The organism is Paracidovorax cattleyae, from assembly GCF_900104515.1.
Classification (GTDB): Bacteria; Pseudomonadota; Gammaproteobacteria; order Burkholderiales; family Burkholderiaceae_C; genus Paracidovorax; species Paracidovorax cattleyae.
Genome location: NZ_FNJL01000009.1, coordinates 44221 through 69574, shown reverse-complemented (window position 1 = coordinate 69574; position 25354 = coordinate 44221). Strand labels below are relative to the sequence as shown.

At 71.3% G+C, this 25354-nt stretch carries 23 protein-coding genes; 18 read left to right on the top strand and 5 right to left on the bottom strand.

The window, feature by feature from the left end:
- Positions 1 to 20: 20 nt before the first annotated feature.
- The 8 genes from BLR05_RS09145 (at position 21) to dgoD (ending at position 9500) form a co-directional block, all read left to right on the top strand.
- A complete protein-coding gene (locus BLR05_RS09145; RefSeq protein WP_092833915.1) occupies positions 21 to 1580 on the top strand; it encodes a sugar ABC transporter ATP-binding protein in 1560 nt (519 codons plus the stop codon).
- The gene (locus BLR05_RS09140; RefSeq protein WP_092833913.1) at positions 1573 to 2628 is read left to right on the top strand and encodes an ABC transporter permease; all 1056 of its coding nucleotides are present in this window, start codon (positions 1573 to 1575) and stop codon (positions 2626 to 2628) included. The genes BLR05_RS09145 and BLR05_RS09140 overlap by 8 nt, the downstream gene beginning before the upstream one ends.
- On the top strand, positions 2625 to 3641 hold the full coding sequence (yjfF, locus tag BLR05_RS09135; protein WP_092833911.1) for a galactofuranose ABC transporter, permease protein YjfF: 1017 nt from the start codon (positions 2625 to 2627) through the stop codon (positions 3639 to 3641). The genes BLR05_RS09140 and yjfF overlap by 4 nt, the downstream gene beginning before the upstream one ends.
- 45 nt (positions 3642 to 3686) lie before the next feature.
- Positions 3687 to 5420 carry an IlvD/Edd family dehydratase gene (locus tag BLR05_RS09130; protein WP_092833909.1) on the top strand — a complete coding sequence of 578 codons (1734 nt, stop codon included), beginning with the start codon at positions 3687 to 3689 and terminating at the stop codon, positions 5418 to 5420.
- A 195-nt stretch (positions 5421 to 5615) separates the two neighbouring features.
- Positions 5616 to 6554 (top strand): dihydrodipicolinate synthase family protein, encoded by a 939-nt coding sequence (locus BLR05_RS09125; protein WP_092833907.1) that lies wholly within the window; start codon positions 5616 to 5618, stop codon positions 6552 to 6554.
- Between the two features lie 13 nt (positions 6555 to 6567).
- Positions 6568 to 7620 (top strand): 2-dehydro-3-deoxygalactonokinase, encoded by a 1053-nt coding sequence (locus tag BLR05_RS09120; RefSeq protein ID WP_092833905.1) that lies wholly within the window; start codon positions 6568 to 6570, stop codon positions 7618 to 7620.
- Complete coding sequence (locus tag BLR05_RS09115; protein WP_092833904.1) at positions 7617 to 8339, top strand: 2-dehydro-3-deoxy-6-phosphogalactonate aldolase; 723 nt, start codon at positions 7617 to 7619, stop codon at positions 8337 to 8339. The genes BLR05_RS09120 and BLR05_RS09115 overlap by 4 nt, the downstream gene beginning before the upstream one ends.
- Before the next feature lie 12 nt (positions 8340 to 8351).
- Complete coding sequence (gene dgoD, locus BLR05_RS09110; RefSeq protein WP_092833902.1) at positions 8352 to 9500, top strand: galactonate dehydratase; 1149 nt, start codon at positions 8352 to 8354, stop codon at positions 9498 to 9500.
- Positions 9501 to 9534: 34 nt separating this feature from the next.
- Here dgoD and BLR05_RS09105 read toward each other — a convergent pair whose 3' ends face one another.
- Positions 9535 to 11817, bottom strand: coding sequence for an FUSC family protein (locus tag BLR05_RS09105; RefSeq protein ID WP_092833900.1), 2283 nt, complete (start codon positions 11815 to 11817; stop codon positions 9535 to 9537).
- A 188-nt stretch (positions 11818 to 12005) separates the two neighbouring features.
- Between BLR05_RS09105 and BLR05_RS09100 the strand changes: the two genes are divergently transcribed.
- Positions 12006 to 13997, top strand: a complete 1992-nt coding sequence (locus BLR05_RS09100) for an esterase/lipase family protein (RefSeq protein WP_092833898.1) — start codon at positions 12006 to 12008, stop codon at positions 13995 to 13997.
- Positions 13998 to 14009: 12 nt separating this feature from the next.
- Here the strand turns inward: BLR05_RS09100 and BLR05_RS27475 are convergent, their stop codons facing one another.
- The 4 genes from BLR05_RS27475 to BLR05_RS09085 all read right to left on the bottom strand — a co-directional run bounded on the left by BLR05_RS27475 (position 14010) and on the right by BLR05_RS09085 (position 16337).
- Positions 14010 to 14417: a methyl-accepting chemotaxis protein gene (locus tag BLR05_RS27475; protein ID WP_353615664.1), complete on the bottom strand. Its 408-nt coding sequence runs from the start codon at positions 14415 to 14417 to the stop codon at positions 14010 to 14012.
- Between the two features lie 105 nt (positions 14418 to 14522).
- Positions 14523 to 14771: a hypothetical protein gene (locus BLR05_RS27105; protein ID WP_225978901.1), complete on the bottom strand. Its 249-nt coding sequence runs from the start codon at positions 14769 to 14771 to the stop codon at positions 14523 to 14525.
- A 164-nt stretch (positions 14772 to 14935) separates the two neighbouring features.
- Positions 14936 to 15688, bottom strand: a complete 753-nt coding sequence (locus tag BLR05_RS09090) for an Hpt domain-containing response regulator (RefSeq protein WP_092834075.1) — start codon at positions 15686 to 15688, stop codon at positions 14936 to 14938.
- Between the two features lie 28 nt (positions 15689 to 15716).
- Entirely contained in the window at positions 15717 to 16337 is a 621-nt protein-coding gene (locus BLR05_RS09085; RefSeq protein WP_092833896.1) for a response regulator, read from the bottom strand.
- A 128-nt stretch (positions 16338 to 16465) separates the two neighbouring features.
- On the opposite strand from BLR05_RS09085, the gene BLR05_RS09080 reads away from it, so the two are divergent.
- The 9 genes from BLR05_RS09080 (at position 16466) to nusB (ending at position 25290) form a co-directional block, all read left to right on the top strand.
- On the top strand, positions 16466 to 16855 hold the full coding sequence (locus BLR05_RS09080) for a response regulator transcription factor (RefSeq protein ID WP_092833894.1): 390 nt from the start codon (positions 16466 to 16468) through the stop codon (positions 16853 to 16855).
- Entirely contained in the window at positions 16855 to 17679 is an 825-nt protein-coding gene (locus BLR05_RS09075; protein ID WP_092833892.1) for an ABC transporter substrate-binding protein, read from the top strand. The genes BLR05_RS09080 and BLR05_RS09075 overlap by 1 nt, the downstream gene beginning before the upstream one ends.
- On the top strand, positions 17679 to 20198 hold the full coding sequence (locus tag BLR05_RS09070; RefSeq protein ID WP_092833890.1) for a sensor histidine kinase: 2520 nt from the start codon (positions 17679 to 17681) through the stop codon (positions 20196 to 20198). The genes BLR05_RS09075 and BLR05_RS09070 overlap by 1 nt, the downstream gene beginning before the upstream one ends.
- A gap of 107 nt (positions 20199 to 20305) precedes the next feature.
- Positions 20306 to 20587, top strand: a complete 282-nt coding sequence (locus tag BLR05_RS09065; protein WP_092833888.1) for a DUF427 domain-containing protein — start codon at positions 20306 to 20308, stop codon at positions 20585 to 20587.
- A 344-nt stretch (positions 20588 to 20931) separates the two neighbouring features.
- Positions 20932 to 21231, top strand: coding sequence for a 2Fe-2S iron-sulfur cluster-binding protein (locus BLR05_RS09060; RefSeq protein WP_092833886.1), 300 nt, complete (start codon positions 20932 to 20934; stop codon positions 21229 to 21231).
- A gap of 103 nt (positions 21232 to 21334) precedes the next feature.
- The gene (locus tag BLR05_RS09055) at positions 21335 to 23035 is read left to right on the top strand and encodes a T6SS phospholipase effector Tle1-like catalytic domain-containing protein (protein ID WP_092833883.1); all 1701 of its coding nucleotides are present in this window, start codon (positions 21335 to 21337) and stop codon (positions 23033 to 23035) included.
- A 103-nt stretch (positions 23036 to 23138) separates the two neighbouring features.
- On the top strand, positions 23139 to 24260 hold the full coding sequence (gene ribBA / locus BLR05_RS09050) for a bifunctional 3,4-dihydroxy-2-butanone-4-phosphate synthase/GTP cyclohydrolase II (RefSeq protein ID WP_092834073.1): 1122 nt from the start codon (positions 23139 to 23141) through the stop codon (positions 24258 to 24260).
- Positions 24261 to 24268: 8 nt separating this feature from the next.
- Complete coding sequence (gene ribH, locus BLR05_RS09045; protein WP_011795345.1) at positions 24269 to 24733, top strand: 6,7-dimethyl-8-ribityllumazine synthase; 465 nt, start codon at positions 24269 to 24271, stop codon at positions 24731 to 24733.
- Positions 24730 to 25290 carry a transcription antitermination factor NusB gene (nusB, locus tag BLR05_RS09040; protein WP_092833881.1) on the top strand — a complete coding sequence of 187 codons (561 nt, stop codon included), beginning with the start codon at positions 24730 to 24732 and terminating at the stop codon, positions 25288 to 25290. Before ribH ends, nusB begins: the two co-directional genes overlap by 4 nt.
- The last annotated feature ends 64 nt before the right edge of the window (positions 25291 to 25354 follow it).

Below are 25354 nucleotides of genomic sequence, written 5' to 3'. Positions count from 1 at the left end.
GCCCGCACAGCACAGACGCCATGACCTCGCCCACGCAAGCCCCCGCTACCGCGCAGCCCCCCGGCGCCGCACCCGTGCTGGAACTGGCGGGCATCCGCAAGCACTTCGCCGGCGTGCCGGTGCTGCAGGACGTGCAGCTGCGCCTGTACCCCGGCGAAATCCATGCGCTGATGGGACAGAACGGCGCGGGCAAGTCCACCCTCATCAAGGTGCTCACGGGCGTGCTCAAGGCCAGCGGCGGCGAGATGCGCCTGGGCGGCCGACCGGTGTGGCCCGACGCGCCCCTGGCCGCCCAGCGCCTGGGCATCAGCACGGTGTACCAGGAGGTCAACCTCTGCCCCAACCTCTCGGTGGCCGAGAACATCTTCGCGGGCCGCTACCCGCGCCACGGGCTGGCGCAGGGCTTTCGCATCGACTGGGCGCAGATGCACCGGCGCGCGGCCGAACTGGTCGCCCGCATCGGCCTCGACATCGACGTGGCGCGCCTGCTGTCGGACTACCCCGTGGCCGTGCAGCAATTGGTGGCGATCGCCCGGGCGCTCAGCATCGACGCGCGCGTGCTGATCCTGGACGAACCCACGTCCAGCCTGGACGACGACGAGGTGCGCAAGCTGTTCGAGGTCCTGCGCCGCCTGCGCGCCGAAGGCCTGTCCATCGTGTTCGTGACGCACTTCCTGAACCAGGTGTATGCCGTGTCGGACCGCATCACCGTGCTGCGCAACGGCACCTGGGTGGGCGAATGGCTGGCGAAGGACCTGGGCCCGCAGGCGCTGATCGCCGCCATGCTGGGCCGCGAACTGGCCGCGCAGGCCGCCCGCGCGCAGGCGCCGCAGGAGACCGGCGCGCGAGCGCCCGCGCTGCTGCAGGCCGAGGGACTGGGCCAGGCCGGGCAATTGCAGCCGCTGGACCTGCAGATCCGCCCCGGGGAAGTGGTCGGGCTGGCCGGCCTGCTGGGCGCGGGCCGTACCGAGCTGGCGCGCCTGCTGTTCGGCCTGGAACAGCCCGACCGCGGCATGCTGCGCATCGACGGCCATGCGGTGGCCTTCTCCAACCCCATGGACGCCATCCGGCAGGGCCTGGCCCTGTGCCCCGAAGAGCGCAAGACCGACGGCATCGTGGCCGAACTCTCGGTGCGCGAGAACATCGCCCTGGCGCTGCAGGCCCGCATGGGCGTGGGCCGCTTTCTCTCGCGCGCCGAACAGGCCGCCCTGGCCGAACGCTACGTGCAGCTGCTGGGCATCAAGACCGCCAGCGTGGAAACGCCCATCGGCCTGCTCTCGGGCGGCAACCAGCAGAAGGCCATCCTGGCGCGCTGGCTGGCGACCGAGCCGCGCCTCCTGATCCTCGACGAGCCAACGCGCGGCATCGACGTGGCCGCCAAGCAGGAAATCATGGACCAGATCCTGCGCCTCGCGCAGGCCGGCATGGCCGTGCTCTTCATCTCGTCGGAGATGAGCGAGGTGGTGCGCGTGGCCCACCGCATCGTGGTGCTGCGCGACCGCCACAAGGTGGGTGAACTGCCGGCCGGCAGCAGCGAGGACGACATCTATGCACTCATCGCGGATCACGCACATGCCTGAGCAGCGCCCCACCCCCTTCTCCCCCGCCGCGCTGCTGCGCCATCGCCTGGCCTGGCCGGTGATCACGCTGCTGCTCCTGCTGGCCGTGAACACGGCCTTCAATCCGGGCTTCCTGCACATCGAATGGCGCGACGGCCATTTCTACGGCAGCCTGATCGACATCCTCAACCGCGCAGCGCCCCTGGTGCTGGTGTCGCTGGGCATGACCATGGTGATCGCCACGCGCGGCATCGACATCTCGGTGGGCGCCACCGTGGCCATCGCCGCGGCCGTGGCGGCCTGGCTGATCGGCGGGTCGGTGTCGGGCAGCGAGAGCCGCTTTCCGCTGCCGGTCGCCATCCTCGGTGCCCTGGGCGTGGCGCTGCTGTGCGGCCTGTGGAACGGCGTGCTGGTGGCCCGGGTGGGCATGCAGCCCATCATCGCCACGCTGATCCTCATGGTGGCGGGCCGGGGCATCGCCCAGCTCATCACCGACGGGCAGATCATCACCATCTACTACACGCCCTACTTCTTCATGGGCGGGGGCTACCTGGCCGGGCTGCCGTTCTCGCTCTTCGTGGCGGCGACCGTGTTCGCGGTGCTCTACCTCGCCATCACGCGCACGGCACTGGGGCTCTTCATCCAGGCCGTGGGCGTGAACCCGACGGCGGCGCGCGTGGCCGGCGTGCAGGCGGGCCGGCTCATCATGGCGGCCTACGTGTTCTGCGGCGTGTGCGCGGGCATCGCGGGCCTGCTCATCAGCTCCAACGTGAAGAGCGCGGACGGCAACAACGCCGGCCAGCTGATGGAACTGGACGCCATCCTGGCCGTCACGCTCGGCGGCACGGCGCTCACCGGCGGTCGCTTCAGCCTCGCGGGCAGCGTGATCGGCGCGCTCATCATCCAGACGCTGACCTACGCCATCTATTCGCTGGGCGTGCCACCCGAGGTGAACCTCGTGGTGAAGGCGGTGGTGGTCTTCATCGTCATGCTGCTGCAGTCGCCCGAGTTCCGCGCCCAGGCGGGCCTGCTCGCGCGCCGCCCCGCCGCCGGGAGGGCCCTGCCATGAGCGCCGTCATGCCCCCCGCCGCGGCCACGCCCCCCGGCGCGCGCCGCCCCCGCATGAACGCCAGATACCTGCCGCTGGCCGCCACCGTCGCGCTCTTCGTGGCCATGGCCACGCTGGGATCGCTGCGCTACACGGGCTTTTTCTCGGCCCAGGTGTTCCTCAACCTGCTGATCGACAACGCCTTCCTCATCATCGTCGCGATGGGCATGACCTTCGTCATCCTCTCGGGCGGCATCGACCTGTCGGTGGGCGCCGTGGTGGCGCTCACCACCATGGTGTTCGCCTCGCTGGTGGAGCGCCACGGCTGGAGCCCGGCGGCGGCCGTGCCCGTGGTGCTGCTGATGGGCACGTGCTTCGGCGCGTTCATGGGCTTTCTGATCGAGCGCTTCCGGCTGCAGCCTTTCATCGTCACGCTGGCCGGCATGTTCCTCGCGCGGGGCCTGTGCTACCTCATCAGCATCGACTCCATCAGCATCACGCACGAAGGCTATTCGGAGCTCGCGCAATGGCGCCTGCAGCTGACCGACACCGCCTCCATCTCGCTGGGCGCGCTGATCGCCATCGCCATGGTGCTGGCCGGCATCTTCATCGCGCACTGCACGCCGTTCGGCCGCGCGGTGTACGCGGTGGGCGGCAGCGAGCATTCGGCCGTGCTGATGGGCCTGCCGGTGCGCTCCACGCTGGTGGGCGTCTACACCCTGTCGGGCTTCTGCTCGGCACTGGCCGGCGTGGTGTTCACCTTCTACATGCTCTCGGGCTACGGCCTGCATGCGGTGGGCATGGAGCTGGACGCCATCGCCGCCGTCGTCATCGGCGGCACGCTGCTCACGGGCGGCGTGGGCTACGTGGCCGGCACGCTGTTCGGTGTGCTGATGCTCGGAATCATCCAGACGCTCATCTCCTTCGACGGCACGCTCAGTTCGTGGTGGACGCGCATCGCCGTCGGCGTGCTGCTGTTCGTCTTCTGCCTGCTGCAGCGCCTGCTCACGCGCCGCTCCGGCCCGCGCCGCTGACCCGCCACCGCCTCTTCGCTTTCCGCATCCCTCCCGAGCCCCACGATGACCACCCCTCCGCGCAAACTCCGCTCCACCGAATGGTTCGGCACGGCCGACAAGAACGGCTTCATGTACCGCAGCTGGATGAAGAACCAGGGCATCCCGGACCATGAATTCGACGGCCGCCCGATCATCGGCATCTGCAACACCTGGTCCGAACTCACACCCTGCAACGCGCACTTCCGGAAGATCGCCGAGCACGTCAAGCGCGGCATCTACGAGGCGGGCGGCTTCCCGGTGGAATTCCCCGTTTTCTCCAACGGCGAATCCAACCTGCGCCCCACCGCCATGCTCACGCGCAACCTGGCGAGCATGGACGTGGAGGAAGCCATCCGCGGCAATCCCATCGACGCCGTCGTGCTGCTGACCGGCTGCGACAAGACCACGCCCGCGCTGCTGATGGGCGCGGCCAGCTGCGACGTGCCGGCCATCGTGGTCACGGGCGGGCCCATGCTCAACGGCAAGCTGGCCGGCAAGGACATCGGCTCGGGCACGGCCGTGTGGCAGTTGCACGAATCCCTGAAGGCAGGCGAGATCGAACTGCACCAGTTCCTCGCGGCCGAAGGCGGCATGTCGCGCTCGGCCGGCACCTGCAACACCATGGGCACGGCCAGCACCATGGCCTGCATGGCCGAATCGCTGGGCACCTCGCTGCCGCACAACGCGGCGATTCCGGCGGTGGATGCGCGCCGCTACGTGCTGGCGCACATGTCGGGCAAGCGCATCGTCGAGATGGCGCACGAAGGGCTTACGCTCTCGAAGATCCTGACGCGCGAAGCCTTCGAGAACGCCATCCGCACCAATGCCGCCATCGGCGGCTCGACCAATGCCGTCATTCACCTGAGGGCGATCGCCGGCCGCATCGGCGTGCAGCTCGACCTGGAGGACTGGACCCGCATCGGGCGCGGCACGCCCACGCTGGTGGACCTGCAACCCTCGGGCCGCTTCCTGATGGAAGAGTTCTACTATGCGGGCGGTCTGCCCGCCGTGCTGCGCCGCCTGGGCGAGAACGGCCTGCTGCCCCACCCGGATGCGCTCACCGTGAACGGCAGGAGCCTCTGGGACAACGTGCGCGACGCGCCCCAGTACAACGACGAGGTGATCCGCCCGCTGGACAACCCGCTGATCGCGGATGGCGGCATCTGCATCCTGCGCGGCAACCTGGCGCCGCGCGGCGCGGTGCTCAAGCCCTCGGCCGCCACTCCCGAACTGCTCCGCCACCGGGGCCGCGCCGTGGTGTTCGAGAACCTGGAGCACTACAAGTCGCGCATCGTCGATGAGGACCTGGACATCGACGCGAGCTGCGTGATGGTCATGAAGAACTGCGGCCCCAAGGGCTACCCCGGCATGGCCGAGGTGGGCAACATGGGCCTGCCGCCGAAGCTGCTGCGGCAGGGCGTGAAGGACATGGTCCGCATCTCCGACGCGCGCATGAGCGGCACCGCCTACGGCACCGTGGTGCTGCACGTGGCGCCCGAGGCCGCGGCCGGCGGGCCCCTGGCCGCCGTGCGCGACGGCGACTTCATCGAGCTGGACTGCGAACAGGGCCGCCTGCACCTGGACATCAGCGACGAGGAACTGGCTGCGCGCCTGGCTGAACTGTCCGCCACCGACCACGGCGGCCGCGGCGGATACCAGCGCCTCTACGTCGATCACGTGCTGCAGGCCGACGAGGGCTGCGACTTTGATTTCCTGGTCGGCTGCCGGGGCGCTGCCGTACCCCGCCATTCACACTGATGAACACCCCCCTGAGGCGCTGCGCGCCTTCCCCCCGCTCTCGCATTGCTGCGCAATGCGGGCAGGGGGACGCAGCCCTCGCTGCGGGGCGGCCCTTGCTCGGCTGCCCTGGCCCTGGGCCGCGCCAGTTGCAGGGGCTGCGCTCAAAGCAAGGTACCCAGCAGGCCTGACTTAAACCATCACTTCGTGACCCCCATGCCAGCAAAACACTCTGCCCCATCCCCCCGCTACCGCGGCATCTTCCCGGTCGTGCCGACCACGTTCCACGAGGACGGCAGCCTCGATCTGGAGAGCCAGAAGCGCTGCCTGGATTTCATGATCGATGCCGGTGTCGATGGCCTGTGCATCCTGGCCAACTTTTCCGAGCAGTTCTCGCTGTCGGACGCCGAGCGCGAGATCCTCACGCGCACGTCGCTGGAGCACGTCGCGGGCCGGGTGCCGGTGATCGTCACCACCACCCACTACGGCACGCGCGTGTGCGCCGGGCGCAGCCGCGCCGCGCAGGACATGGGCGCGGCCATGGTGATGGTGATGCCGCCCTACCACGGCGCCACCTTCCGCGTGCCCGAGGTGCAGATCCACGAGTTCTACGCCCGCGTATCCGACGCGATCGACATTCCCATCATGGTGCAGGACGCCCCGGCCAGCGGCACGGTGCTGTCCGCACCCTTCCTGGCCCGCATGGCGCAGGAGATCGAGCACCTGGCGTACTTCAAGATCGAAACCCCCGGCGCTGCCAGCAAGCTGCGCGAGCTGATCCGCCTCGGCGGCGACGCCATCGAAGGCCCCTGGGACGGCGAGGAAGCCATCACCCTGCTGGCCGACCTGGACGCGGGTGCCACGGGCGCCATGACCGGCGGCGCCTTCCCGGACGGCATCCGCCCCATCATCGAGGCCCACCGCCAGGGTGACGGGGACCAGGCCTTCGCGCTCTACCAGCGCTGGCTGCCGCTCATCAACCATGAAAACCGCCAGGGCGGCATCCTCACGGCCAAGGCGCTGATGAAGGAAGGCGGCGTGATCGCCTGCGAGGCCGGCCGCCATCCGTTCCCGCCCATGCACCCCGAGGTGCGCCGCGGCCTGATCGACATCGCGCGCCGGCTCGACCCGCTGGTGCTGCGCTGGGCCCGCTGAACCGGCTGCCGCCATGAACGACACCGCCGCCGACCTCCACGCCACCCGCCTCGTCGCGCTCGACTGGGGCACCAGCTCGCTGCGCGCCTATCGCATGGGCGACGGGGGCCGCGTGCTGGAGCTGCGCCACCGGCCCTGGGGGATCATGCACCTGCCGCCCGCACCCGCGGGCGAAGACGCCGGCACCGGCGCCGCCTTCGAGCGCGCGCTGCAGTACGCCTGCGGCGACTGGCTGGCCGCCGCGCCGCACCTTCCGCTGCTGGCCTGCGGCATGGTGGGCAGCGCCCAGGGCTGGCGCGAAGCGCGCTACCTGCACACGCCGACCTCGCTCGATGCGCTGGCGCGGGGACTGACCCGGGTGGAACGCCCCGGCGGCCAGCCGCTGCACATCGTGCCGGGCCTGCTGCAGCCCGGCGACCTGCCCAACGTGATGCGCGGCGAGGAGACCCAGGTGCTGGGCGTGCTGGCCCTGCGGCCCGCCGATGACGCCGGCCCCTGGCTGGTCGGCCTGCCCGGCTCCCACAGCAAGTGGGTGGTGGCGCAGCGTGGCGGCATCGAGGGCTTCCACACCTTCATGACGGGCGAGGTGTTCGCCGCGCTGCGCGGCCACACCATCCTGGGCAGGACCATGGCGCCAGCGGGCGCGCAGGACGGCGCCGCGCCGGACGACGAGGCCTTCATGCGCGGGCTGAAAGTGGCCGGCGGCAGCGACGCCGGCCTGGGCCTGCTCTCGCACCTCTTCAGCACCCGGACCCTGGGACTCACGGGCGTGCTGCCCGCCGGCGCCCAGGCCGACTACCTCTCGGGCCTGCTCATCGGCCACGAGGTCGCCGCCCTCGCCTGCGTGCACCCGCCGGGCAGCGCGGCAGCGCCCGTCCAGCCGCTGCTCTGCGGCGAGCCGGACCTGTGCCGCCGCTACGCGCTGGCACTGCGGCTGCAGGGCTTCGCCGAGCCCGCCATTGCCGCCCAGGCCACGCCCATCGGGCTCTGGCAGATCGCCCGGGCCGCCGGCCTGCCGGCCGGAGGAGCGCCCCAACCCTCATCCGCAGAGAGCCTTGCAGCATGACCACCATCGACCACACCCTGTTCCACGCCCTGCAGCGCTGCGGCCTCATCGCCATCCTGCGCGGCATCCAGCCCCATGAGGCCGTGCCGATCGGTCAGGCCCTGTACGACGCCGGCTTCCGCATCATCGAGGTACCGCTCAACTCCTCCGAGCCGCTGGCCAGCATCCGCGCGCTTCGCGATGCCCTGCCCGCCGACTGCGTGGTGGGAGCGGGCACGGTGCTCTCCGCACAGGATTGCGCCGACGTGGCCGAGGCCGGCGGGCAGATCATCGTCATGCCGCACAGCGATGCGGCGGTGATCCGCGCCGCGCGCGCGGCCGGCCTGGCCTGCGCGCCCGGCGTGGCGACGCTGACCGAGGCCTATGCCGCGCTGGCAGCCGGCGCCAACCTGCTCAAGCTCTTCCCGGCCGAAGCGCTTCCACCCGCCGTGCTCAAGGCCTGGCGCGCGGTGATCCCGCCCGGCGTGGCGCTGGCGCCCGTCGGCGGCATCGCACCGGAAAGCATCGCCCCCTATGCGGCGGCGGGCGCCAGCGGCTTCGGCCTGGGCTCGGCTCTCTACCGCCCCGGCAACAGCGCGGCCGACGTGGCCCGCAAGGCCGTCGCCTTCATCCAGGCCTGGCACGACGCCTACGGCATGGCCCGCACGTGCGGGCAGGGCGCCGCACCGGTTGCCGCAGCAGCCACCCGTCCATCTCCCACCGCAGCTACCGTTTCCTGAAATTTCCCCGCCATGAAGATCACCCGATTGACCACGTTCCTGGTGCCGCCACGCTGGTGCTTCCTGAAAATCGAGACCGACGAAGGCATCGACGGCTGGGGCGAACCCGTCCTCGAAGGCCGTGCCCAGACCGTGGCCGCCGCCGTGGAAGAACTGGCCGACTACCTCGTCGGCAAGGATCCGCGGAACATCGAGGATCACTGGACGGTGCTCTACCGCGGCGGCTTCTACCGCGGCGGCGGCATCCACATGAGCGCGCTGGCCGGCATCGATCAGGCGCTCTGGGACATCAAGGGCAAGGCCCTGGGCGTGCCGGTGTCCGAGCTCCTGGGCGGCAACGTGCGCGACCGCATCCGCGTCTACAGCTGGATCGGCGGCGACCGGCCGGCCGAGACCGCGCGCCAGGCCCGCGATGCCGTGGACCGGGGCTTCACCGCGGTAAAGATGAACGGCACCGAGGAGATGCAGTTCGTGGACAGCTTCGACAAGGTGGAGCGCTGCCTGCAGAACGTGGCGGCCGTGCGCGAGGCCGTGGGCCCGCACGTGGGCATCGGCGTGGACTTCCACGGCCGCGTCCACCGGCCCATGGCCAAGGTGCTCATCAAGGAACTGGAGCCCTACCGGCTGATGTTCATCAAGGAGCCCGTGCTCAGCGAGCACGAAGAGGCGCTCAAGGAGATCGCGCGCATCTCGTCCACGCCCATCGCCCTGGGCGAGCGGCTGTACTCGCGCTGGGACTTCAAGCGCGTGCTGCAGGAGGGCTACGCCGACATCGTCCAGCCGGACCCGTCGCATGCCGGCGGCATCACCGAAACGCGCAAGATCGCGTCCATGGCCGAGGCCTACGACGTGGCCCTGGCCCTGCATTGCCCCCTGGGGCCCATCGCACTGGCGGCCAACCTGCAGCTCGATGCCGTCTGCTACAACGCCTTCATCCAGGAGCAGAGCCTGGGCATCCACTACAACCAGGGCAACGACCTGATGGACTACGTGTCCAACCCGCAGGCCTTCGCCTACCAGGACGGCATGGTCGCCATACCGCGTGGCCCGGGCCTGGGCATCGAGGTGAACGAAGACTATGTGCGAGAGCGCGCCCGGCAGGGCCACCGCTGGCGCAACCCGGTGTGGCGCCACCGGGACGGCAGCCTCGCGGAATGGTGACGCCCTCCACGGGGGGCCGGCTCCCGGGCCTCCGCTAGGGCGCTGCAGGGCCCATGGCTTCGCGCGCCGCGGCGCGCACCTGCCCCGCGCGTTCGGTGGCCAGCGCCAGCCGGCGCACCATCCACGGGCCGAGATCGCCCTCCTGCGGATCGGGCCAGGACTGTGCCTCGCCGGGACGCGACGGCGGCGCGGCATCCGCCGCCATGGCATCGGCGTCCGGCGGCCCCTCCAATCGGCGGGTGATCGCCTCGGCCGTCTGCGCGAGGGACACCTGCAGCGCCTCCGCATCCAGTCGACCGCGGCGCAGCAGCAGCATCGTCTTGATCGCGGTGAGCTGCGCCAGCAACTGGTAGCAGCGGGCCTGCAGGTGCTCCAGCGCCACGACGTTCGGCTGCACGGCCCTCGGCTCGGCCATGGCCCGCTCGGTGGCCTGCACGAGGGCCGACAGGCTGTCGTAGGCTTCGCGCCGCGCCAGCCGCCAGGCGAGCTCCGGCGCATTGTCCACCGCGTGCAGCTGACCCAGCGCCAGGGCCTCGCGCGCATGCCGCGCCTGCGCCGTCAGCGTGCGCTGCACCAGCGCCGGAATCTGCGAGCGCTCCCACGAGGGCAGCACATACGAGAACGCCCAGGCGATGCCGGTGCCGATCAGCGTGTCGGCCAGCCGCTCCAGCAGGTCGAAGGCCGGGCTGACGGCCCCGCCGTGCAGCATGTGCGACTGCACCAGGCCCAGCACCGTGGCCGCCACCGCGGTGACCAGGTAGCGCCGCACCGCGAAGGCGTGGGCCACGGCCTGCGCCGCCGTCAGGCACAGCACCAGTTGCCACGACGACAGGTGCGCCGCCAGCAGGGCCGCCGCCAGCGCGCAGCCCAGCAGGGTGCCCGCCACGCGGCTGTTGCGGCGCTCCAGCGTCTGCGCCAGGCTGCCGCGCAGCACCACCACGATGGTCAGCAGGATCCAGTAGGCGTGCGTCCCCCAGGGCAGCGCCTGCGCCACCAGGAAGCCCACGGCGATGGCCAGCGCGGCGCGCACCGCATGGCGCAGCGGCGGCGCATCCCAGCGCCAGAGCGTGGCCAGCGGCGCCCAGGACCAGGCCGTGGGGCTGACTAACATCTGCCAGCTGGCGCGCACCACGGACAGGTCCGGCGGGGCCTCGCCGCGCGCGAGCGCATTCATCCGCAGCGCCTCGTCGTTGATGTGCCCCACCCGGTCCGCCAGCCCGCGCGCCAATGCATGCGGCGACGGTCCCGCCATCGCGGCGGACGGCAGCGGATCGCTCCAGCGCAGTTGCGCCAGCGCGGGCCGGGCATCGGCGAAGGGCGCGGGCCGGCTGCCGCGCAGCAGCGCTTGCGCGAGCCGGGCGAACTCCGCCGCCGTGTCGAGCAGCACGCCGCGCAGCGCATGCAGCACCGGCACGTGGCCCGGGTGCGCCTTGAGCGCCTCCACGTCCAGCTCGCACGCCAGCAGGTGGTCCCGCGTCTCCAGCACCTGCACCAGCATGGCTGCCAGCCGCTGGCGGGCCGGCGTGGAGGGCGACTCCAGCACGATGTTGCGCGCGCCCTGCAACTGCTCCGCCAGCGCCGCCTGCCGGTGCAGCAGCAGGCCCGTCAGGGCATGGGGTGCCTCCGACGTGCCGTCCCGCGGATCCGTGCCGTCATGCACTTCATCCTGCGGGCCCTGCGCGCGCGCAGTGGCGCCGCCGGCCGGCGCGCTGTCGAACAGCCGCGCCTGCACGCGCATGAGTGCCGCCAGCGAATACAGCGTGTCGGCCACGAGCTGCACCCGGTAGCGCGCATTGAGCAGCCGGTTCGCCGCCACCGCGTAGAGCACGTACAGCCCCGCGCCCAGCGCGAAATGCGCGGTGATCGCCAGCGCGCCGGGTAGCGGGTCTCCGCCCGGCGGCACGCGCGGGGCCGCGGCCATCGAAAATACCATGGAGAACATCACCGCCACGGCGATCGGAATGCCGCGCCGGCCCCAGGCCATGGCGAGGAAGGCCAGGAAGGTGCCGGGCACCAGCAGCAGGCCCAGGTGCAGCGGATCGCGGTGCAGCCACTGCACCGCGAAGAACAGGGGAATGCCCAGCAGCGGCGCGGGCAGCATCTGCCAGAGCTTGCCGCGGCGCGGCCCGGGCAGGTCCGGCGGCGAGCAGACGATCACGCCCACCGACGCGGCCGCCGCAGCGGCGGCACCCAGCCAGACGTGCACGGCCACGGAAATGAGCAGCAGGCCCAGCGCCACGGACACCCCGTTGGCCACATAGTGGCTGAGCGCCACGCGCACGGCCGCCCGCAGGCGGTAATTCGAATAAAACCTCATACCCTGCCGAGGGTACTGCAGCGGTGCGCCCCTTGCAGCCACGGGGGGCATCTGCCGCGTGTAGCATCCGCACGGCCGGGCTGCAAAGCCGCTTCCCTCCTTTTTCCGGACATGTCCCGCAAGTGACTTCCTGCCTTCCGACTCCCCTGTGCCGCCCACCCTCTGCCGGGGTCCGCGAACGGCCCGCGATGCGGCGACTGGCCGCCTGGACCACGCTGTGCTGCCTCGCCGCGCTGCTGGCGGGATGCGCGGGCGTCACGGTGTCGGCCGTATCGCCGCGCGACTACCTCGCGCAGCGCCGCGGCGACGTGCTCACCACCGGACGGCTGAGCGAGGCCTCCGAGGAGGTGCTGCGCGTGCTGGGCACCGACGGCGATGCCTGCGACCAGGACATGCCCGCCTGCCGCCAGATGCTCACGGCCTCGACCGGCGTCGATGAGGAGCAGCGCCTGTCCTCCCTGGCGGAACTCTGGCTGCTCGCCGCGCTGCGGGACAGCGGCGACCGCAGGGCCGGCGGCCCGGCCCCCGACACCCCCGCCAGCGAGGACCAGCAGCTGGACGCCTGGCTGGAAACCGCGCGCCACGCCTGGGCCTACCTCTTCTTCACGCCGCGCGGCCCGGAGGCGCGCGCCTTCGAGGACCGCCAGACCCAGGTGCGCGACTACTACAACTTCGCCACCCAGCAGGCCCTGGCGGGCATGTTCTCGCGCTACCGCCGCGCCGTGGCCGCGGAGGGCGGCGAGCTGCCCCCCGGCAGGCGCCTGGAGTGGGGCGGCTGGCGCGTGCGCAGCGATGCCTCCGACCTGCGCCTGCCCAGCGGCGCGCCGGAGCCCAGCGAACTGATCGCGGCCTCGACGCTGCGCTTCTCGGGCCTGCGCAACACCTACCGGCGCGACGGTTTCGGGGCCGAGCTGGTCACCGCCATGCAGCCCGTGGGCGATGCGCCCCTGCCGGGCGGCCCGCGCCGCAGCGCCCTGCAGGCGGCCTCGGACTCGGAGCAGCCCTTCCGCGAAATGCCCTATCCCTCCGTCACGGCCCTGCTGCGCTTCGACGGACGCACGCTCGGCGAGGTGCTGGAAACGCGCGACGTGCAGGTGGAACTCTACGATCCCTACCACACGGCGCAGGTCGCGCTCGCGGGACGCCGCGTGCCGCTGGCCGGCAATTTCACGGCAGGCTATGGCCTGTGGCTCGCGCGGTCGGGGTTCGCGGTGCAGGCCATGCGCAGCCTGCTGGGCATGGAGGACGGCCTGTCGGAACCGCGCATCCACCTCATGCAGCCTTACGACCCCTCGCGGCGCACCATCGTCATGCTGCACGGCCTCGCGAGCAGCCCCGAGGCGTGGATCAACGTCGCCAACGAGGTGCTGGGCGACGAGACGCTGCGCCAGAACTACCAAGTGTGGCAGGTGTACTATCCCACCAACCTGCCGCTCTGGGTGAACCGCCAGGCGATCGAGGAGGCCCTGGAGCGCACCATCGCCCACTTCGATCCGGCGGGCACGGCCACCGCGTCGCGCGGCATGGTGCTGGTGGGCCACAGCATGGGCGGCGTGCTCGCGCGGCTGCTGGTTTCGGATTCGGGCGACGCGCTGTGGGACGCCATGCTCGCCGAGCGCCCTCTGTCCCGGGAAGACCGCGAGGCACTGCAGCCCGAACTGGATCCGCTGCTGCGTTTCCACGCCCTGCCCCAGGTCGGCCGGGCGATCTTCATCGCCGCGCCGCACCGCGGCACGCCGGTGGCCCGCCATCGGATCACGCGCTGGCTGTCCAACCTCGTGACCCTGCCCCTGGCCACCATGGAGCGGTTCGCGGACGTCACCCGGCGGCTCTCGCATACCGAGGCGCCGGAAGGCGGCAGCAGCGTGGTGCGCCTGCCCAACAGCATCGACAACCTGAGCGACACCGATCCCCTCGTGCAGGCCGCCGCGCACCTGCCCGTCTCGCCGCGCGTGCCCTACCACTCGATCATGGGCCGGGCGTCGGAGGACGGCCCGCTGGCGGCATCGACCGATGGCGTCGTGCCCTATGCCAGCGCACACCTGGACGGAGCCGTCTCGGAACGCATCATTGCCTCCGGCCACAGCGTGCAGGAGCAGCCCGGCGCCATCCTCGAGATCCGGCGCATCCTGCGGGACAACCTGCCCACGGGCGCTCCTGGGGCACCCGCCGCGCGGTAGCCCTCGCCAGGCTCAGGCGCCGAGCCGGGCCACCGCACCCACCAACGGGCGCTGCAGCACGCGGGCGGGCGCGGGGGCCGGCGCCCGGGCCGCCGGCGAGCCATGGGCCCGAGCCTCCACCCGGAACACGGCCACCGCGGCCACCAGGTGGTCCGCCTGGGTGTGCAGTGCATCCGCAGCGGCTGCGCTCTGCTGCACCAGGGACGCGTTCTGCTGCGTGGCCTGGTCCATCTGCGTCACGGCTTCGCCCACCTGGCCCACGCCCATGCGCTGCTCGCGGCTGGCGATGCTGATTTCCGAGACCACCTCCGTCACCCGCTGGATGGAATCCACCACCTCCGCCATGGTGGCGCCCGCCTCGTCCACCAGCGCCGTGCCGCTCTGCACCTGTGCCACGCTCGTCCAGCTTCTGCCAGACATTCACGAATTCCTCACGGGCCTGCGGGTCCTTCACTTCCGTCAGGAAGGCGGCGTCGTTGTCGGCAATCCGCTGGTACTTGGTATCGATGTCGGCCAGCGTCTCCTTCAGGGCCTCGGGGAGCGCACCAGCATGGCATGGCGGATCTGCAGGGAGATCTGGGTGATGCTCAGCTCCGTGCTCGCGATGCGGGTGAGCTGCGGCACGCGCCTGTGGCCGGTCGCATCCGCCAGTTCGCCCACGCGGCTCCATTGCGTCCAGGCCATCACCGCGGCGGCAGCCAGGGCGACGATGAGCACGACGGAGACGGCATACAACCGGCGCGCGATGCCGGGGCGGAAAAAAACAGCAAGCATGGGGAGATGCCTTGGGGCCGGGAGGGGGATAAAATGATACAAACAATTTTCAACAGGGCATGTGTTTTTATCAATTGCATGGCACATGTCATGCCCCGACCCGGTTAACTCCGCACGTCACCGCACCGGAAACAGCGCCTGATGTGACGCCGCGCGCTTCGCGGCTACGCCGTCAGGCGCGCGCGCAGAACCTGCCAGAGCCTCCGCGCGGATTCGGCGCGGTCTTCGAGGGCGGCCAGTTCCACCTCGCGCGCCAGGGCGCCGTCCTCGGCCCGGCCCAGGGTGCGCAGCACGCTCGCAAGGCTGTGGCAGAGCCTGCGCAGCGCCGCGAGGTCGGACGACTGCAGTGCCCGGTCGCCTTCGGCGGCATCGCGGCCGAACTGCAGGAGGCAGGCGGCGCGGTAGGTATGGAACAGGGCGGCATCCCCACTGAAATACTCCCGGATGGCCACGGCCTCCGCACCCGCCGCCACGGCACTGCCGGGGTCGGCTCCATGCGGCGCCGTCCGCGCGGCGCCGTCCGCAGCGGGCGCCAGCGGACCGGGATCGGCCAGCGCCTCCCGCACGCACCGCTCCAGTGCCGCCACGGCGACGGGCTTGTCCAGCGCGCGCCACGCCCCGCAGGCAGCGAGCTCCTGCCGCACGGCATGGTCCAGCCCGGCGCTGAGCACCACGATGCGCGCCCCGCCCGCCAGGCCGGGCTCGGCCTGCAGGCGCCGCAGCAGGCCCATGCCCGACTCGCCGGGCAGCATCAGGTCGGTGATGACCAGCGCGGCGCGGTACTCCTGCAGCCATGCCAGAGCGGACTCGACACAGGGGCAGGTCTGCACCGCGACCGGCAGGATCTCCAGCGCCATCGACACGAAGCGCGCGACCGAGGGATCGTCCTCCACCAGCAGCACGACAGGCTTGGCCATGGTCTGTCCGCGTTCCACCGCACCGTGCTCAGCCGCGGGCGGCCAGGCTGGCCCGCAGCGCCTCCGGCAGCTGCGCCACCATGGCGGGCTTGTGGATCACCGGCAGGCCCTGCAGGGCAAAGGCGTAGGGCTCGCGCTCGGCTTCCGAGAGCGAGGTCACCACGATGAGCTGCACCCGGGCGAACTGCACGTGCGACCGCAGGCTGGTGATGAGCGCCGCGCCGTCCAGGCCCGGCAGCAGGATGTCCACGATGAGCACGTCCGGCTCGAGCTTGCCGCACATGGCCAGGCCGGAGATGCCGTCGCTGGCGATGTGCAGGGACACTTCGGGGAACTGCTGGTCCAGCAGCAGCCGGATCAGGTTCTGGTAGTGGACGGAGTCCTCGATGAGCAGCACCTTGGCGCGACCCCCCGAGGTACTGCGTGCCGCCGCTGCCCCGCCCGCGGCGGTGCCGCGGCCCACCTCCCTGGAACGCAGCCAGCGCTCCACCGAGTCGCGCGAGATGCGGCGGTGTCCGCCGGGGGTCTTCCAGGCCTCCAGTTCGCCCCGGTCCACCATGAGCTGGATGGAGCGCACAGCCATGCCTAGCAATTTGGCGGTTTCAAGGGTGGTGTAGTGGTCGTTCTGGGCGTCTTCTGAATTCGGCATAGCTGGCATTGTGCCTCTGTGTGAGATGCAAGATGTAGGCAGTATGTGTCTTGTGGAATTCATTCCACTTGCATTGGGCAAATCTAATAAATATGATTCAACTTTTGCAAGGGACTGCGCGCCCATCCATGAAGACCGTACTCATCGTTGACGACCATGCGGATATCCGCCGCCTCCTGCGCATGACGCTGGAAGAACAGGACGTGTCGCTGCACGAGGCGGCCAGCGGCGAGACCGCGCTGGCAGTGGCGCGCGCGCAACGACCTGACGTCGTCCTGCTGGACGTGATGATGCCCGGCGCGTTCGACGGCGTGGAGGTCTGCCGCCGCATCCGTGCCGACCCGCAGCTCTCGCACACCCGCGTGATCATGCTGAGCGCGGGCGACGACCTGCGCGACCGCGCGGCAGGCCTGGCTGCCGGCGCCATCGAATTCATCGCCAAGCCTTTCAGCCCCGCGCGCATCGCCGAAGCGGTGCGGCGCCTCGACACCGCCATGGCGGCCCCGGCGGGCGGCTGATGCGGCACCCCCTGCAGGGCCTGGCTCCCGGCCTGCACGGCAGCGCAGCCGCACTGGCGCTGGCCTGGGCCCTGGCGGCAACGCCTCTGGCCGTGGGCGCAGGGCCCGTGGCCGAGCGGGTGAAGGCGCGTGGCACATTGCATGTCTGCATCTGGCCCAGCTACCGGGGAGTGACCTACCGCGACCCGCGCACGCATGCGCTCAGCGGCATAGACATCGAGCTGTCGGGCCACTTCGCCCGTGAACTGGGCGTGCGGCTGCAGTATGTCGATTCGTCCATGGACGCCATCGTGGCCGACCTCATGGACGAACGATGCGATGTCGCCATGTTCGCGCTCGGCATGATGCTGCCGCGCCTGCAGCAACTGCAGTTCAGCCAGCCTTATCTCCAGAGCGGCGTGTTCGCCATCACGACCAGGCGAAGCTCGGTGATCCGGCAATGGTCCGACCTCGACCGGCCCGGCGTGGCGGTCGCCGTGCAGAGCGGGGCGGCCATCCAGCTGCAGGCGGAGCGGCATTTCCGGCATGCGCGCATCGTGCCGGTGCGGCCGCCGGACAGCCGCGAGCGCGAACTGCTCTCGGGCCGGGTGGATGCCTTCATGACCACCGGCGTCTATGCCCAGCAGCTCGCGCAGAAGGCGGACTGGGTACAGCTCATCGCACCTCCAGAGCCCTTCCTCGGCATTCCCGCCGCCTATGCGGTGCGTCCCGGCGACGAGGCGTGGCTGGCCACCGTGGAAGGTTTCGTCGCGCGCATCAAGCGCGACGGCCGGCTGCGCGAAGCGACCCGGCGCCATGGCCTCGATGCCATGGCGTTGCACTGATGCGCATGCCGTTCCTGCAGCGCGCACTGGGGAAGCTCTCGCGGCGCCTGTCGCTCTGGCCCGCCGGCACCCCGGTGCTGATCGCCGGCCTCGCCGCGGCGGTGGGAGCGGTGGCGAGCGCGCTCGTGGTGAGCATCGGCGACCTGCGCAGCGCCATGGCCACCAGCGAGGGACAGGCCCGGCTGCTCGCCCGGGTGCTGGAAGACCAGACGACGCGCACCTTCGATTCGGCCGAGATGGTGCTGGCGACCCTGGCGCACGCGCAGACCACCGCCCCCCATGGCGGCGCCGAGCGCCAGGCCGACGCCGGCGAGGCCATGCGGCAGGCCCTCACCGCCCTGCCCTTCATCCGCAGCGTTTCGCTGGTGGACGAGCGCGGACGGGTGCTGGCGAGCACCGACTCCGCCATCACCGGCATGGATATCGACCGCAAGCGCCTGGGCCCGTGGCAGGAAGCGGGCGGCCAGTACATCGGACCACGGCTGCCGGGGCGCGGGCTGGAGAGCCTGCAGCGCGGGGTGCCCCCGCCCCCCGCCCCGCCGGGCCTGGCCTTTGTTCCGCTGCTCCACGGATTCCGGGACTACGCGGGTACGCCGATGATGCTGGTGGCGCTGGTCAACCAGGACGCGCTCTCCAACTTCCAGTACCTGGCGCTCGAATCGCTCAGCTACGACGCGGTGATCGCCACGGACGACGGGCACCTGCTGGCGTCGTCGATCCCCCTGCCAGACCCGGGCGCCAGGGACATCGCCTCGCTGCCGGTGTTCACGCGCCTGCTGCCGCTGAGCGAGCACGGCAGCTACATGGGCCCGGGGGTGCAGGGGCCCGAACGCATCCTGGCCTACCGGGCATCCCGCAGCAAGCCGCTGGTGGTCATCGTGGAAGAGCCCGAGCACGAGGCCTTCATGCGCTGGCTGGCAGAGTCCTACCCGTTCCTGGCCATGGAACTGGGGCTCGTGGCGCTGGCGCTCGCGCTCACCTGGATCGCCTGGCGCAGCCTCCGCGCCCGCGAGGCGGCACGGGCTGCAGTGGACGCCGCGCAGGGCCGCATCGCGCGCAGCGAGCGCGACCTGGCGCTGCTGCTGCGCAGCGTGCAGGAACTGATCTTCCGCACCGACCGCGATGGCGTGCTCACCTACGTGAACGCCCGCTGGAGCGCGTTATGGGGAGAGCCGCCGGCCTCGGCGATCGGGCGCCGGCTCCAGGACCTGGTGGGCCCGGAAGGCCAGGAGCGTGTGGCCGCGATGCTGGATCCGGGCTCCCAGGCCGCGCTGCGCACCCGCCAGTTGCGCGTGCGCTCGCCCCTGGGCGACGAGCGCGTGCTCGACGTGGCCGCGGTGCCGCTGCGTGCCGGCGACGGCCGGGTGCTCGCCTTCGCCGGCAGCGCCGTGGACGTGACCGAGCGCGAGCGGGCCGACCAGCGCCTGCGCGCCCAGCTAGCCTTCCAGAACCTGCTGCTGGAGACCAGCCCCCAGCCGATGATGCTGACCGACCTGACCCACCGCGTGGTGCTCGTGAACCGCTCCTGGGAGCAGGCCATGGGCTGTCCGCGGGAACGCATCGTGGGGCAGCGCGGGCCCCTCTATCCGGGCGAGGAAGCGGACAACTCGGCGCTCTCGGCCGGCGGCGGCACCACCCTGGAACGCGACCTACCCTACGGCGACGGCACACGGCGCGCCACGCGCGTGCTCAAGGCCGCCGTGCACGGAGACCACGGCGACGTCACGGGCGTGCTCAGCATCCTGGTGGACATCAACGAATTCCGCGAGGCCGAGCGCGCCACGCGCGAGGCGCACGACGCCGCCGAGGAAGCGGCCCGCACACGCTCCCAGTTCGTGGCCAACATGAGCCACGAGCTGCGCACGCCGCTGCAGGCCATCATCGGCTTCGCGGAACTGGGCTCGGCGCGCAGCCAGGACGAACGGCTGGGCGCGATGTTCGCCGACATCCTCGCGGCCGGCCAGCGCATGCTGACGCTGGTGAACGATCTGCTCGACGTGGCCAAGATCGAGAGCGCCATCGGCACCATCCACCTGGAGCGCACCGACCTGCGCGGCCACGTGCGCACCGTGGCGCGCGAACTCGCCCCCCTGGTCGCGTCGCGCCGACAGGACCTGCGGATCGACCTGCCGCTGCATCCCCTGGTGGCCCGGGCGGACCCGCAGCGCTTCCAGCAGGTCGTGCGCAACGTGCTGGCGAATGCCATCAAGTTCTCACCGGACGGCTCCTGCATCCAGTTGCGCGCCGGCATGGATGCCGACGACACCATCTACATCGAAGTGCAGGACCAGGGCCCCGGCATCCCCCCTGCCGAGCTGGAACGCATCTTCGACGCCTTCGCCCAATCGAGCTTCACGCGCAACCGGTCCGGCGGCACGGGCCTGGGCCTGGCCATCTGCCGCAAGATCGTGCAAGCGCTGGACGGCCGCATCCACGCGCGCAATGTGGAAGGCGGCGCGGTCTTCCGCATCGAGCTTCCCGTCCGCGGGCCGGCAGACACCCTGCCCGCGCCCCTCTGAACACGGCAGCCCCGCGCGAAACCGGTTATGGTGGAGCGCCCGCCGCGCCGCCGGACGGCGCGGCCCCCGCGTCCCACCTCCACCCACTTCCACCGAGATCCAATCCCATGAAAGCCACCTGGAACGGCGTGGTCGTCGCCGAGAGCGACGACACGGTCCTCGTCGAGGGCAACCACTACTTCCCCGAAAGCGCGCTCAAGCCGGAGTACTTCACCTTCAGCAACCACCGCACCACCTGCCCCTGGAAAGGCCAGGCCGCCTACCGGTCGCTGCTGGTGGACGGCGAGCTGAATCCGGATGCCGCCTGGACCTATCCCGACCCGCATCCCGAGGCCGAGCAGATCCGCGGCCGCTTCGCCTTCTGGAAAGGCGTGAAGGTCGAGGCCTGAGCGTTTACGCGGTTATACCTGCCCGCACTGGACAATCATGTGGATAACCCGGGAAAGGCACTGTACGGCGGCCGCAAGTGCTTGATTTCCCTGGAAAACCCACGCACTGCCCAAATTTTGTGCAATCTGCGTCCAACCGGCGCCCGGTTATCCCGCACCGCATGGGACAACAATGTGGATAACACGGGAGCAGCGCTGTATGGCGATCGCAAGTGGTTGATCCATAAGGCATGGATTCCCATTGCACAAAAATTGTGCAGTGGGAAACCCTCGCTGGACACCCCCATGGCGCCGTGCTCCGTCGCTGATTCCACCCTGTCCCGCCAGCCCGGCGGTTCCTTCCCATGAAGTCTTCCGCCCCCACGCCCCCGTTCTTCATCGCCCGCGTCGGCAGCGACGGCACCCAATGCGATGCCTGGCCCGAGCAGACCCTGCTGCAATCCATGGAGCAGGGCGGCATCGACTGGCCGAGCTCCTGCCGCAACGGCACCTGCCGCACCTGCATCGGCATGCTCACCGAAGGCTCGGTGCGCTACGCCATCGAGTGGCCGGGCCTGTCCCGCGAGGAAAAGGCCGAGGGCTGCGTCCTGCCCTGCGTGGCCTACCCCAACAGCGACGTGCACCTGGAGACCTCCGCGGTCTGAAGCCGCGTCCACGGTCCGGCGCGGCGCCCGCCCCTCTTGCGGGACGGCGCCCACCTTCGCCAGAATGGTCCCACCCTGCGGGATAAAAGAGGGAGAGAGGACCATGAACGACACCATCGAGGCGGCGCGCCGGCAAGGCGCCCGCGGCGCCGGCGTGCCCACGCGCGCCGACATCCTGCGCGAATGCGCCGAGGCTGACGCGCGCTGGGCGGCCGCGCCGGGCCGCAACCTCGTGCTGCTCTTCGACGGCACGGGCAACATCCTGGGCAACGAGCAGGACACCAACGTCGTGAAACTGCTGCGCATGCTGGACAAGGGACCTGCCGCGCCGGGCGGGGGCGCCGAGCAGCTCGTGTACTACGACCCGGGCGTGGGCACCGCCAACCTGTTCCCGCCGGCCAACGTCGCCGCCCGGCTGCGGCAGGCCGGCGACCGGCTGTCGGGCCTCGCGCTCGGCAGCGGCGTGTTCCACAACATCGCGGGCGCCTACCAATTCCTCTCGCGCACCTACCGGCCGGGGGACCGCATCTACCTGCTGGGCTTCTCGCGGGGGGCGTTCACCGCACGCGCCGTGGCCGGCATGGTCAACATGTACGGGCTCGTCCACCCGGAAGGCCTGCCGCTGCTCGAGAACCTGGTGCGCACCTATTTCGCGCCGCCGCAGCGCCGCAATCCGTCGGGCTCGCGCGAGCGCGAGGACTTCGCGCGCGACGTGGCCGAGAACTTCTCCCTGGGCCGCATGCCCCTGGTGCATTTCGTGGGCGTCTGGGACACCGTGGAATCCATCGGCATCGGGCTGCTGGGCGGGCTGAAGATCACCAATTCGGCCGGCTTCGCCTGCAAGCGCTTCGCCCACGTCCGGCATGCGATGTCCCTGCACGAGTCGCGCATGCCCTACATGCCCCGGCGCTACGACGATCCGTATTTCTCCGACCGGGAGCGCATGCACCGCAGCTTCGCGCAGCGCTGGTTCCGCGGCGTGCACAGCGACGTGGGCGGCTCCTACGCGCGGGACGGGCTGTCGCGCACCACGCTGCGCTGGATGGCCGACGAGGCCTGCGCGCAGGGGCTGCGGCTGGACCGCAGCCAGTTGCAGCCCGGCGATCCGCACACGCCCATGCACGACCAGGCCTACGACTGTCCCTACTGGGCCTGGGCAGGCCTGGACGCGCGCGACCGCCAGCCCGACGACGTCGTCGATGCCAGCGCGCTGCCCATCGCGGCCGCGGTGCCTGCGGAACACCTGCCGCGCACCCAGCCCTGGCGCATGCTGGGATGGGTGCTTCCGGTCGTGGTCGCGCTGCTGCTCGCGGCCGCCACCCAGGCCGGACGCGGCGCCTGCGTGCTGGACGGCGCCCCGGGATGGATGCGCGCCATGCCGTCGCTGACCCAGCTCACCGCCGCGTGGCAGGCCGCGTCCGGGGCGTCCTGCAGCCCCCTCGCCCTGCGCGAGGCCCTGGCCTGGGACACCCTCTTCGTCCTCGCCTATACCCTGTGGCTGCCCTACCCCGTGGCCTGGGCCCTGCGCCGCCTGGTATGGCGCGCGGTGCCGCGCGGGCGCCGCCTCGCCTGGCTGCCACGCCACGCCCACTGGCTCATGGGCCTGCTGGCGGCCACGGATCTGACCGAGAACCATGCGCTGCTGCACATGGACGCGGCGCCCTGGGGCACGGCCGCCGCCATCCTCTGCGCCGCCAAGCTCGCCTGCCTGGCGCTGCTGGCGGCCGTGCTGTGCCAGGGCGCCCTGGCGGGCCCGGAGCGCCCGCGACAGGACTCCGCCGCAGGGGCGGGCCGCCTGCACTAAAATCCCCCCTTTGCCGGAGCCCGCACGCTCCCGCGCCGCGCGCGGCGGCGCCCGCCCCACGGCGGCGCGCCCGGCCGCCCGGACCACCGAAAGCCCGCTCCCCATGAACACCCCCCTCCCCCCCGCGTCCATCTCGCCCGTCGAAGACATCGTGGCGGAAATGCGCGCCGGGCGCATCGTCATCCTCGTGGACGAGGAAGACCGCGAGAACGAAGGCGACCTGGTCCTGGCTGCCGACCACGTCACCCCCGAAGCGATCAATTTCATGGCGCGCTTCGGCCGCGGCCTCATCTGCCTCACGCTCACCCGCGAGCGCTGCGAGCTGCTGCGGCTGCCGCCCATGGTCGCGCGCAACGGCACCAAGATGGGCACGGCCTTCACCGCCTCCATCGAGGCCGCCGAGGGCGTCACCACCGGCATCTCCGCCGCAGACCGCGCCCGCACCGTGCAGGCCGCCGTGGCTCCGGATGCCAAGGCCTCCGACCTGGTGCAGCCCGGCCACATCTTCCCGCTGCAGGCGGTCGATGGCGGCGTGCTCATGCGCGCCGGCCACACCGAAGCCGGCTGCGACCTGGCCGCCATGGCCGGCTGCAGCCCTTCCGCCGTCATCTGCGAGGTCATGAAGGACGACGGCACCATGGCCCGCCTGCCCGACCTGCAGCAGTTCGCCGCCGAGCACGGCCTGAAGATCGGCACCATCGCCGACCTCATCGAATACCGCAGCCGCAACGAGACGCTGGTGCGCAAGGTGGGCACCCGCCCGCTGCAGACGTCCGCCGGCGAGTTCATCGCCCACGCCTTCCGCGACGGCCCCAGCCAGTCGGTCCACATCGCGCTGGTGCGCGGCACCTGGGGCGAGCACGACAGCGTTCCCGTGCGCGTGCACGAGCCCCTGTCCGTGCTGGACGCGCTCGAGGTGGGCCGCGACATGCACTCCTGGGACCTGGATGCCAGCCTGCGCCACATCGCGCAGCACGGCAGCGGCGTCGCCGTGCTGCTGAACTGCGGCGAGAGTGCCGAGCAGCTGCTCGCCCAGTTCGACGGCACCGCCCGCGCGTCGCACGCGCCGGAGCGCGGCCGCATGGACCTGCGCACCTACGGCGTGGGCGCGCAGATCCTGCGCGAGTGCGGCGTCACGCGCATGCAGCTCATGGGCCAGCAGCGCCGCCTGCCCAGCATGACCGGCTACGGCCTCGAGATCACCGGATACATCCCCAAGGAATAAGACACACCATGTTTGGCGCAGACAAAGGAACCGCGGACAGGCTCGACGGCAGGAAGCTGCACATCGGCATCGTGCAGGCCCGCTTCAACGAGGGCATCACCGAGGCCCTGGCGGCCGCGTGCCGCGAGGAACTGCTCGCCCTGGGCGTGCAGGAAAAGAACATCCGCCACGTGCGCGTGCCCGGTGCCCTGGAAGTGCCCCTGGCGCTGCAGGCCCTGGCCGAGCAGGACGAATACGACGCGCTCATCGCGCTGGGCTGCATCATCCGCGGCGAGACCTACCACTTCGAGCTGGTGGCCAACGAGTCCGGCGCCGGCGTGACGCGCGTCTCGCTCGACACCCAGACCCCGATCGCCAACGCCATCCTGACCACCGAGAACCTGGAGCAGGCCGTCGCCCGCCAGACCGAGAAGGGGCGCGATGCGGCCCGCGTGGCCGTGGAAATGGCGAACCTGCTGGAGGAACTGTCTTGAGCGACGACGCCTCCTCCACCCCGGCGCCGGGCGGCGCCAGGCGCCCGCCGCGGCAGGCACGCACCGGCACCACGTCCACGGGCGCGCGCAAGGCCGCGTCCAAGTCCGCCCGCAGCCGCTCGCGCGCCTTCGCGCTGCAGGCCCTCTACCAGCACATCGTGGGCCGCAACGAAGCCACGGCGATCGACGTGTTCACGCGCGACCTCTCCGGCTTCCACAAGGCCGATGCGGCGCACTACGACGCCCTGCTGCACGGCTGCATCGAGAACGCCGAAGCGCTCGACGCGCTGATCACCCCGAAGCTCGACCGCACGCTGGAAGAGATCTCCCCCATCGAGCATGCGACCATGTGGATCGGCGTGTACGAGTTCCAGCACTGCCTGGACGTGCCGTGGCGCGTGGTCATCAACGAATGCGTCGAGCTCGCCAAGGAGTTCGGTGGCACCGACGGCCACAAGTACGTGAACGGGGTGCTCAACGGCCTGGCGCCCACGCTGCGGGCGGCCGAGGTCGCCGCCGACCGCGCGCCCGGCGCCGCGGCGGACCGCACGGACTGAGCGCGGGCCGCGCGCCCCACCCTTTTCGCCAGCCCCCGGCTGCCGCCCGGCTCCCCCGCGGGGA

Bases quoted from the DNA above. Each gene is read 5' to 3' on its own strand.
- BLR05_RS09130 (WP_092833909.1), top strand. From the start codon at position 3,687: ATGACCACCCCTCCGCGCAAACTCCGCTCCACCGAATGGTTCGGCACG.
- BLR05_RS09100 (WP_092833898.1), top strand. From the start codon at position 12,006: ATGCGGCGACTGGCCGCCTGGACCACGCTGTGCTGCCTCGCCGCGCTG.
- ribBA (WP_092834073.1), top strand. From the start codon at position 23,139: ATGAACACCCCCCTCCCCCCCGCGTCCATCTCGCCCGTCGAAGACATC.
- BLR05_RS09075 (WP_092833892.1), top strand. From the start codon at position 16,855: ATGCGGCACCCCCTGCAGGGCCTGGCTCCCGGCCTGCACGGCAGCGCA.
- BLR05_RS27475 (WP_353615664.1), bottom strand. From the start codon at position 14,417: ATGTCTGGCAGAAGCTGGACGAGCGTGGCACAGGTGCAGAGCGGCACG.
- BLR05_RS09125 (WP_092833907.1), top strand. From the start codon at position 5,616: ATGCCAGCAAAACACTCTGCCCCATCCCCCCGCTACCGCGGCATCTTC.
- ribH (WP_011795345.1), top strand. From the start codon at position 24,269: ATGTTTGGCGCAGACAAAGGAACCGCGGACAGGCTCGACGGCAGGAAG.
- BLR05_RS09085 (WP_092833896.1), bottom strand. From the start codon at position 16,337: ATGCCGAATTCAGAAGACGCCCAGAACGACCACTACACCACCCTTGAA.
- BLR05_RS09105 (WP_092833900.1), bottom strand. From the start codon at position 11,817: ATGAGGTTTTATTCGAATTACCGCCTGCGGGCGGCCGTGCGCGTGGCG.
- dgoD (WP_092833902.1), top strand. From the start codon at position 8,352: ATGAAGATCACCCGATTGACCACGTTCCTGGTGCCGCCACGCTGGTGC.
- BLR05_RS09145 (WP_092833915.1), top strand. From the start codon at position 21: ATGACCTCGCCCACGCAAGCCCCCGCTACCGCGCAGCCCCCCGGCGCC.
- BLR05_RS09140 (WP_092833913.1), top strand. From the start codon at position 1,573: ATGCCTGAGCAGCGCCCCACCCCCTTCTCCCCCGCCGCGCTGCTGCGC.
- BLR05_RS09090 (WP_092834075.1), bottom strand. From the start codon at position 15,688: ATGGCCAAGCCTGTCGTGCTGCTGGTGGAGGACGATCCCTCGGTCGCG.
- BLR05_RS09065 (WP_092833888.1), top strand. From the start codon at position 20,306: ATGAAAGCCACCTGGAACGGCGTGGTCGTCGCCGAGAGCGACGACACG.
- BLR05_RS09060 (WP_092833886.1), top strand. From the start codon at position 20,932: ATGAAGTCTTCCGCCCCCACGCCCCCGTTCTTCATCGCCCGCGTCGGC.
- BLR05_RS09055 (WP_092833883.1), top strand. From the start codon at position 21,335: ATGAACGACACCATCGAGGCGGCGCGCCGGCAAGGCGCCCGCGGCGCC.
- BLR05_RS27105 (WP_225978901.1), bottom strand. From the start codon at position 14,771: ATGCTTGCTGTTTTTTTCCGCCCCGGCATCGCGCGCCGGTTGTATGCC.
- yjfF (WP_092833911.1), top strand. From the start codon at position 2,625: ATGAGCGCCGTCATGCCCCCCGCCGCGGCCACGCCCCCCGGCGCGCGC.
- BLR05_RS09070 (WP_092833890.1), top strand. From the start codon at position 17,679: ATGCGCATGCCGTTCCTGCAGCGCGCACTGGGGAAGCTCTCGCGGCGC.
- BLR05_RS09080 (WP_092833894.1), top strand. From the start codon at position 16,466: ATGAAGACCGTACTCATCGTTGACGACCATGCGGATATCCGCCGCCTC.
- BLR05_RS09120 (WP_092833905.1), top strand. From the start codon at position 6,568: ATGAACGACACCGCCGCCGACCTCCACGCCACCCGCCTCGTCGCGCTC.
- BLR05_RS09115 (WP_092833904.1), top strand. From the start codon at position 7,617: ATGACCACCATCGACCACACCCTGTTCCACGCCCTGCAGCGCTGCGGC.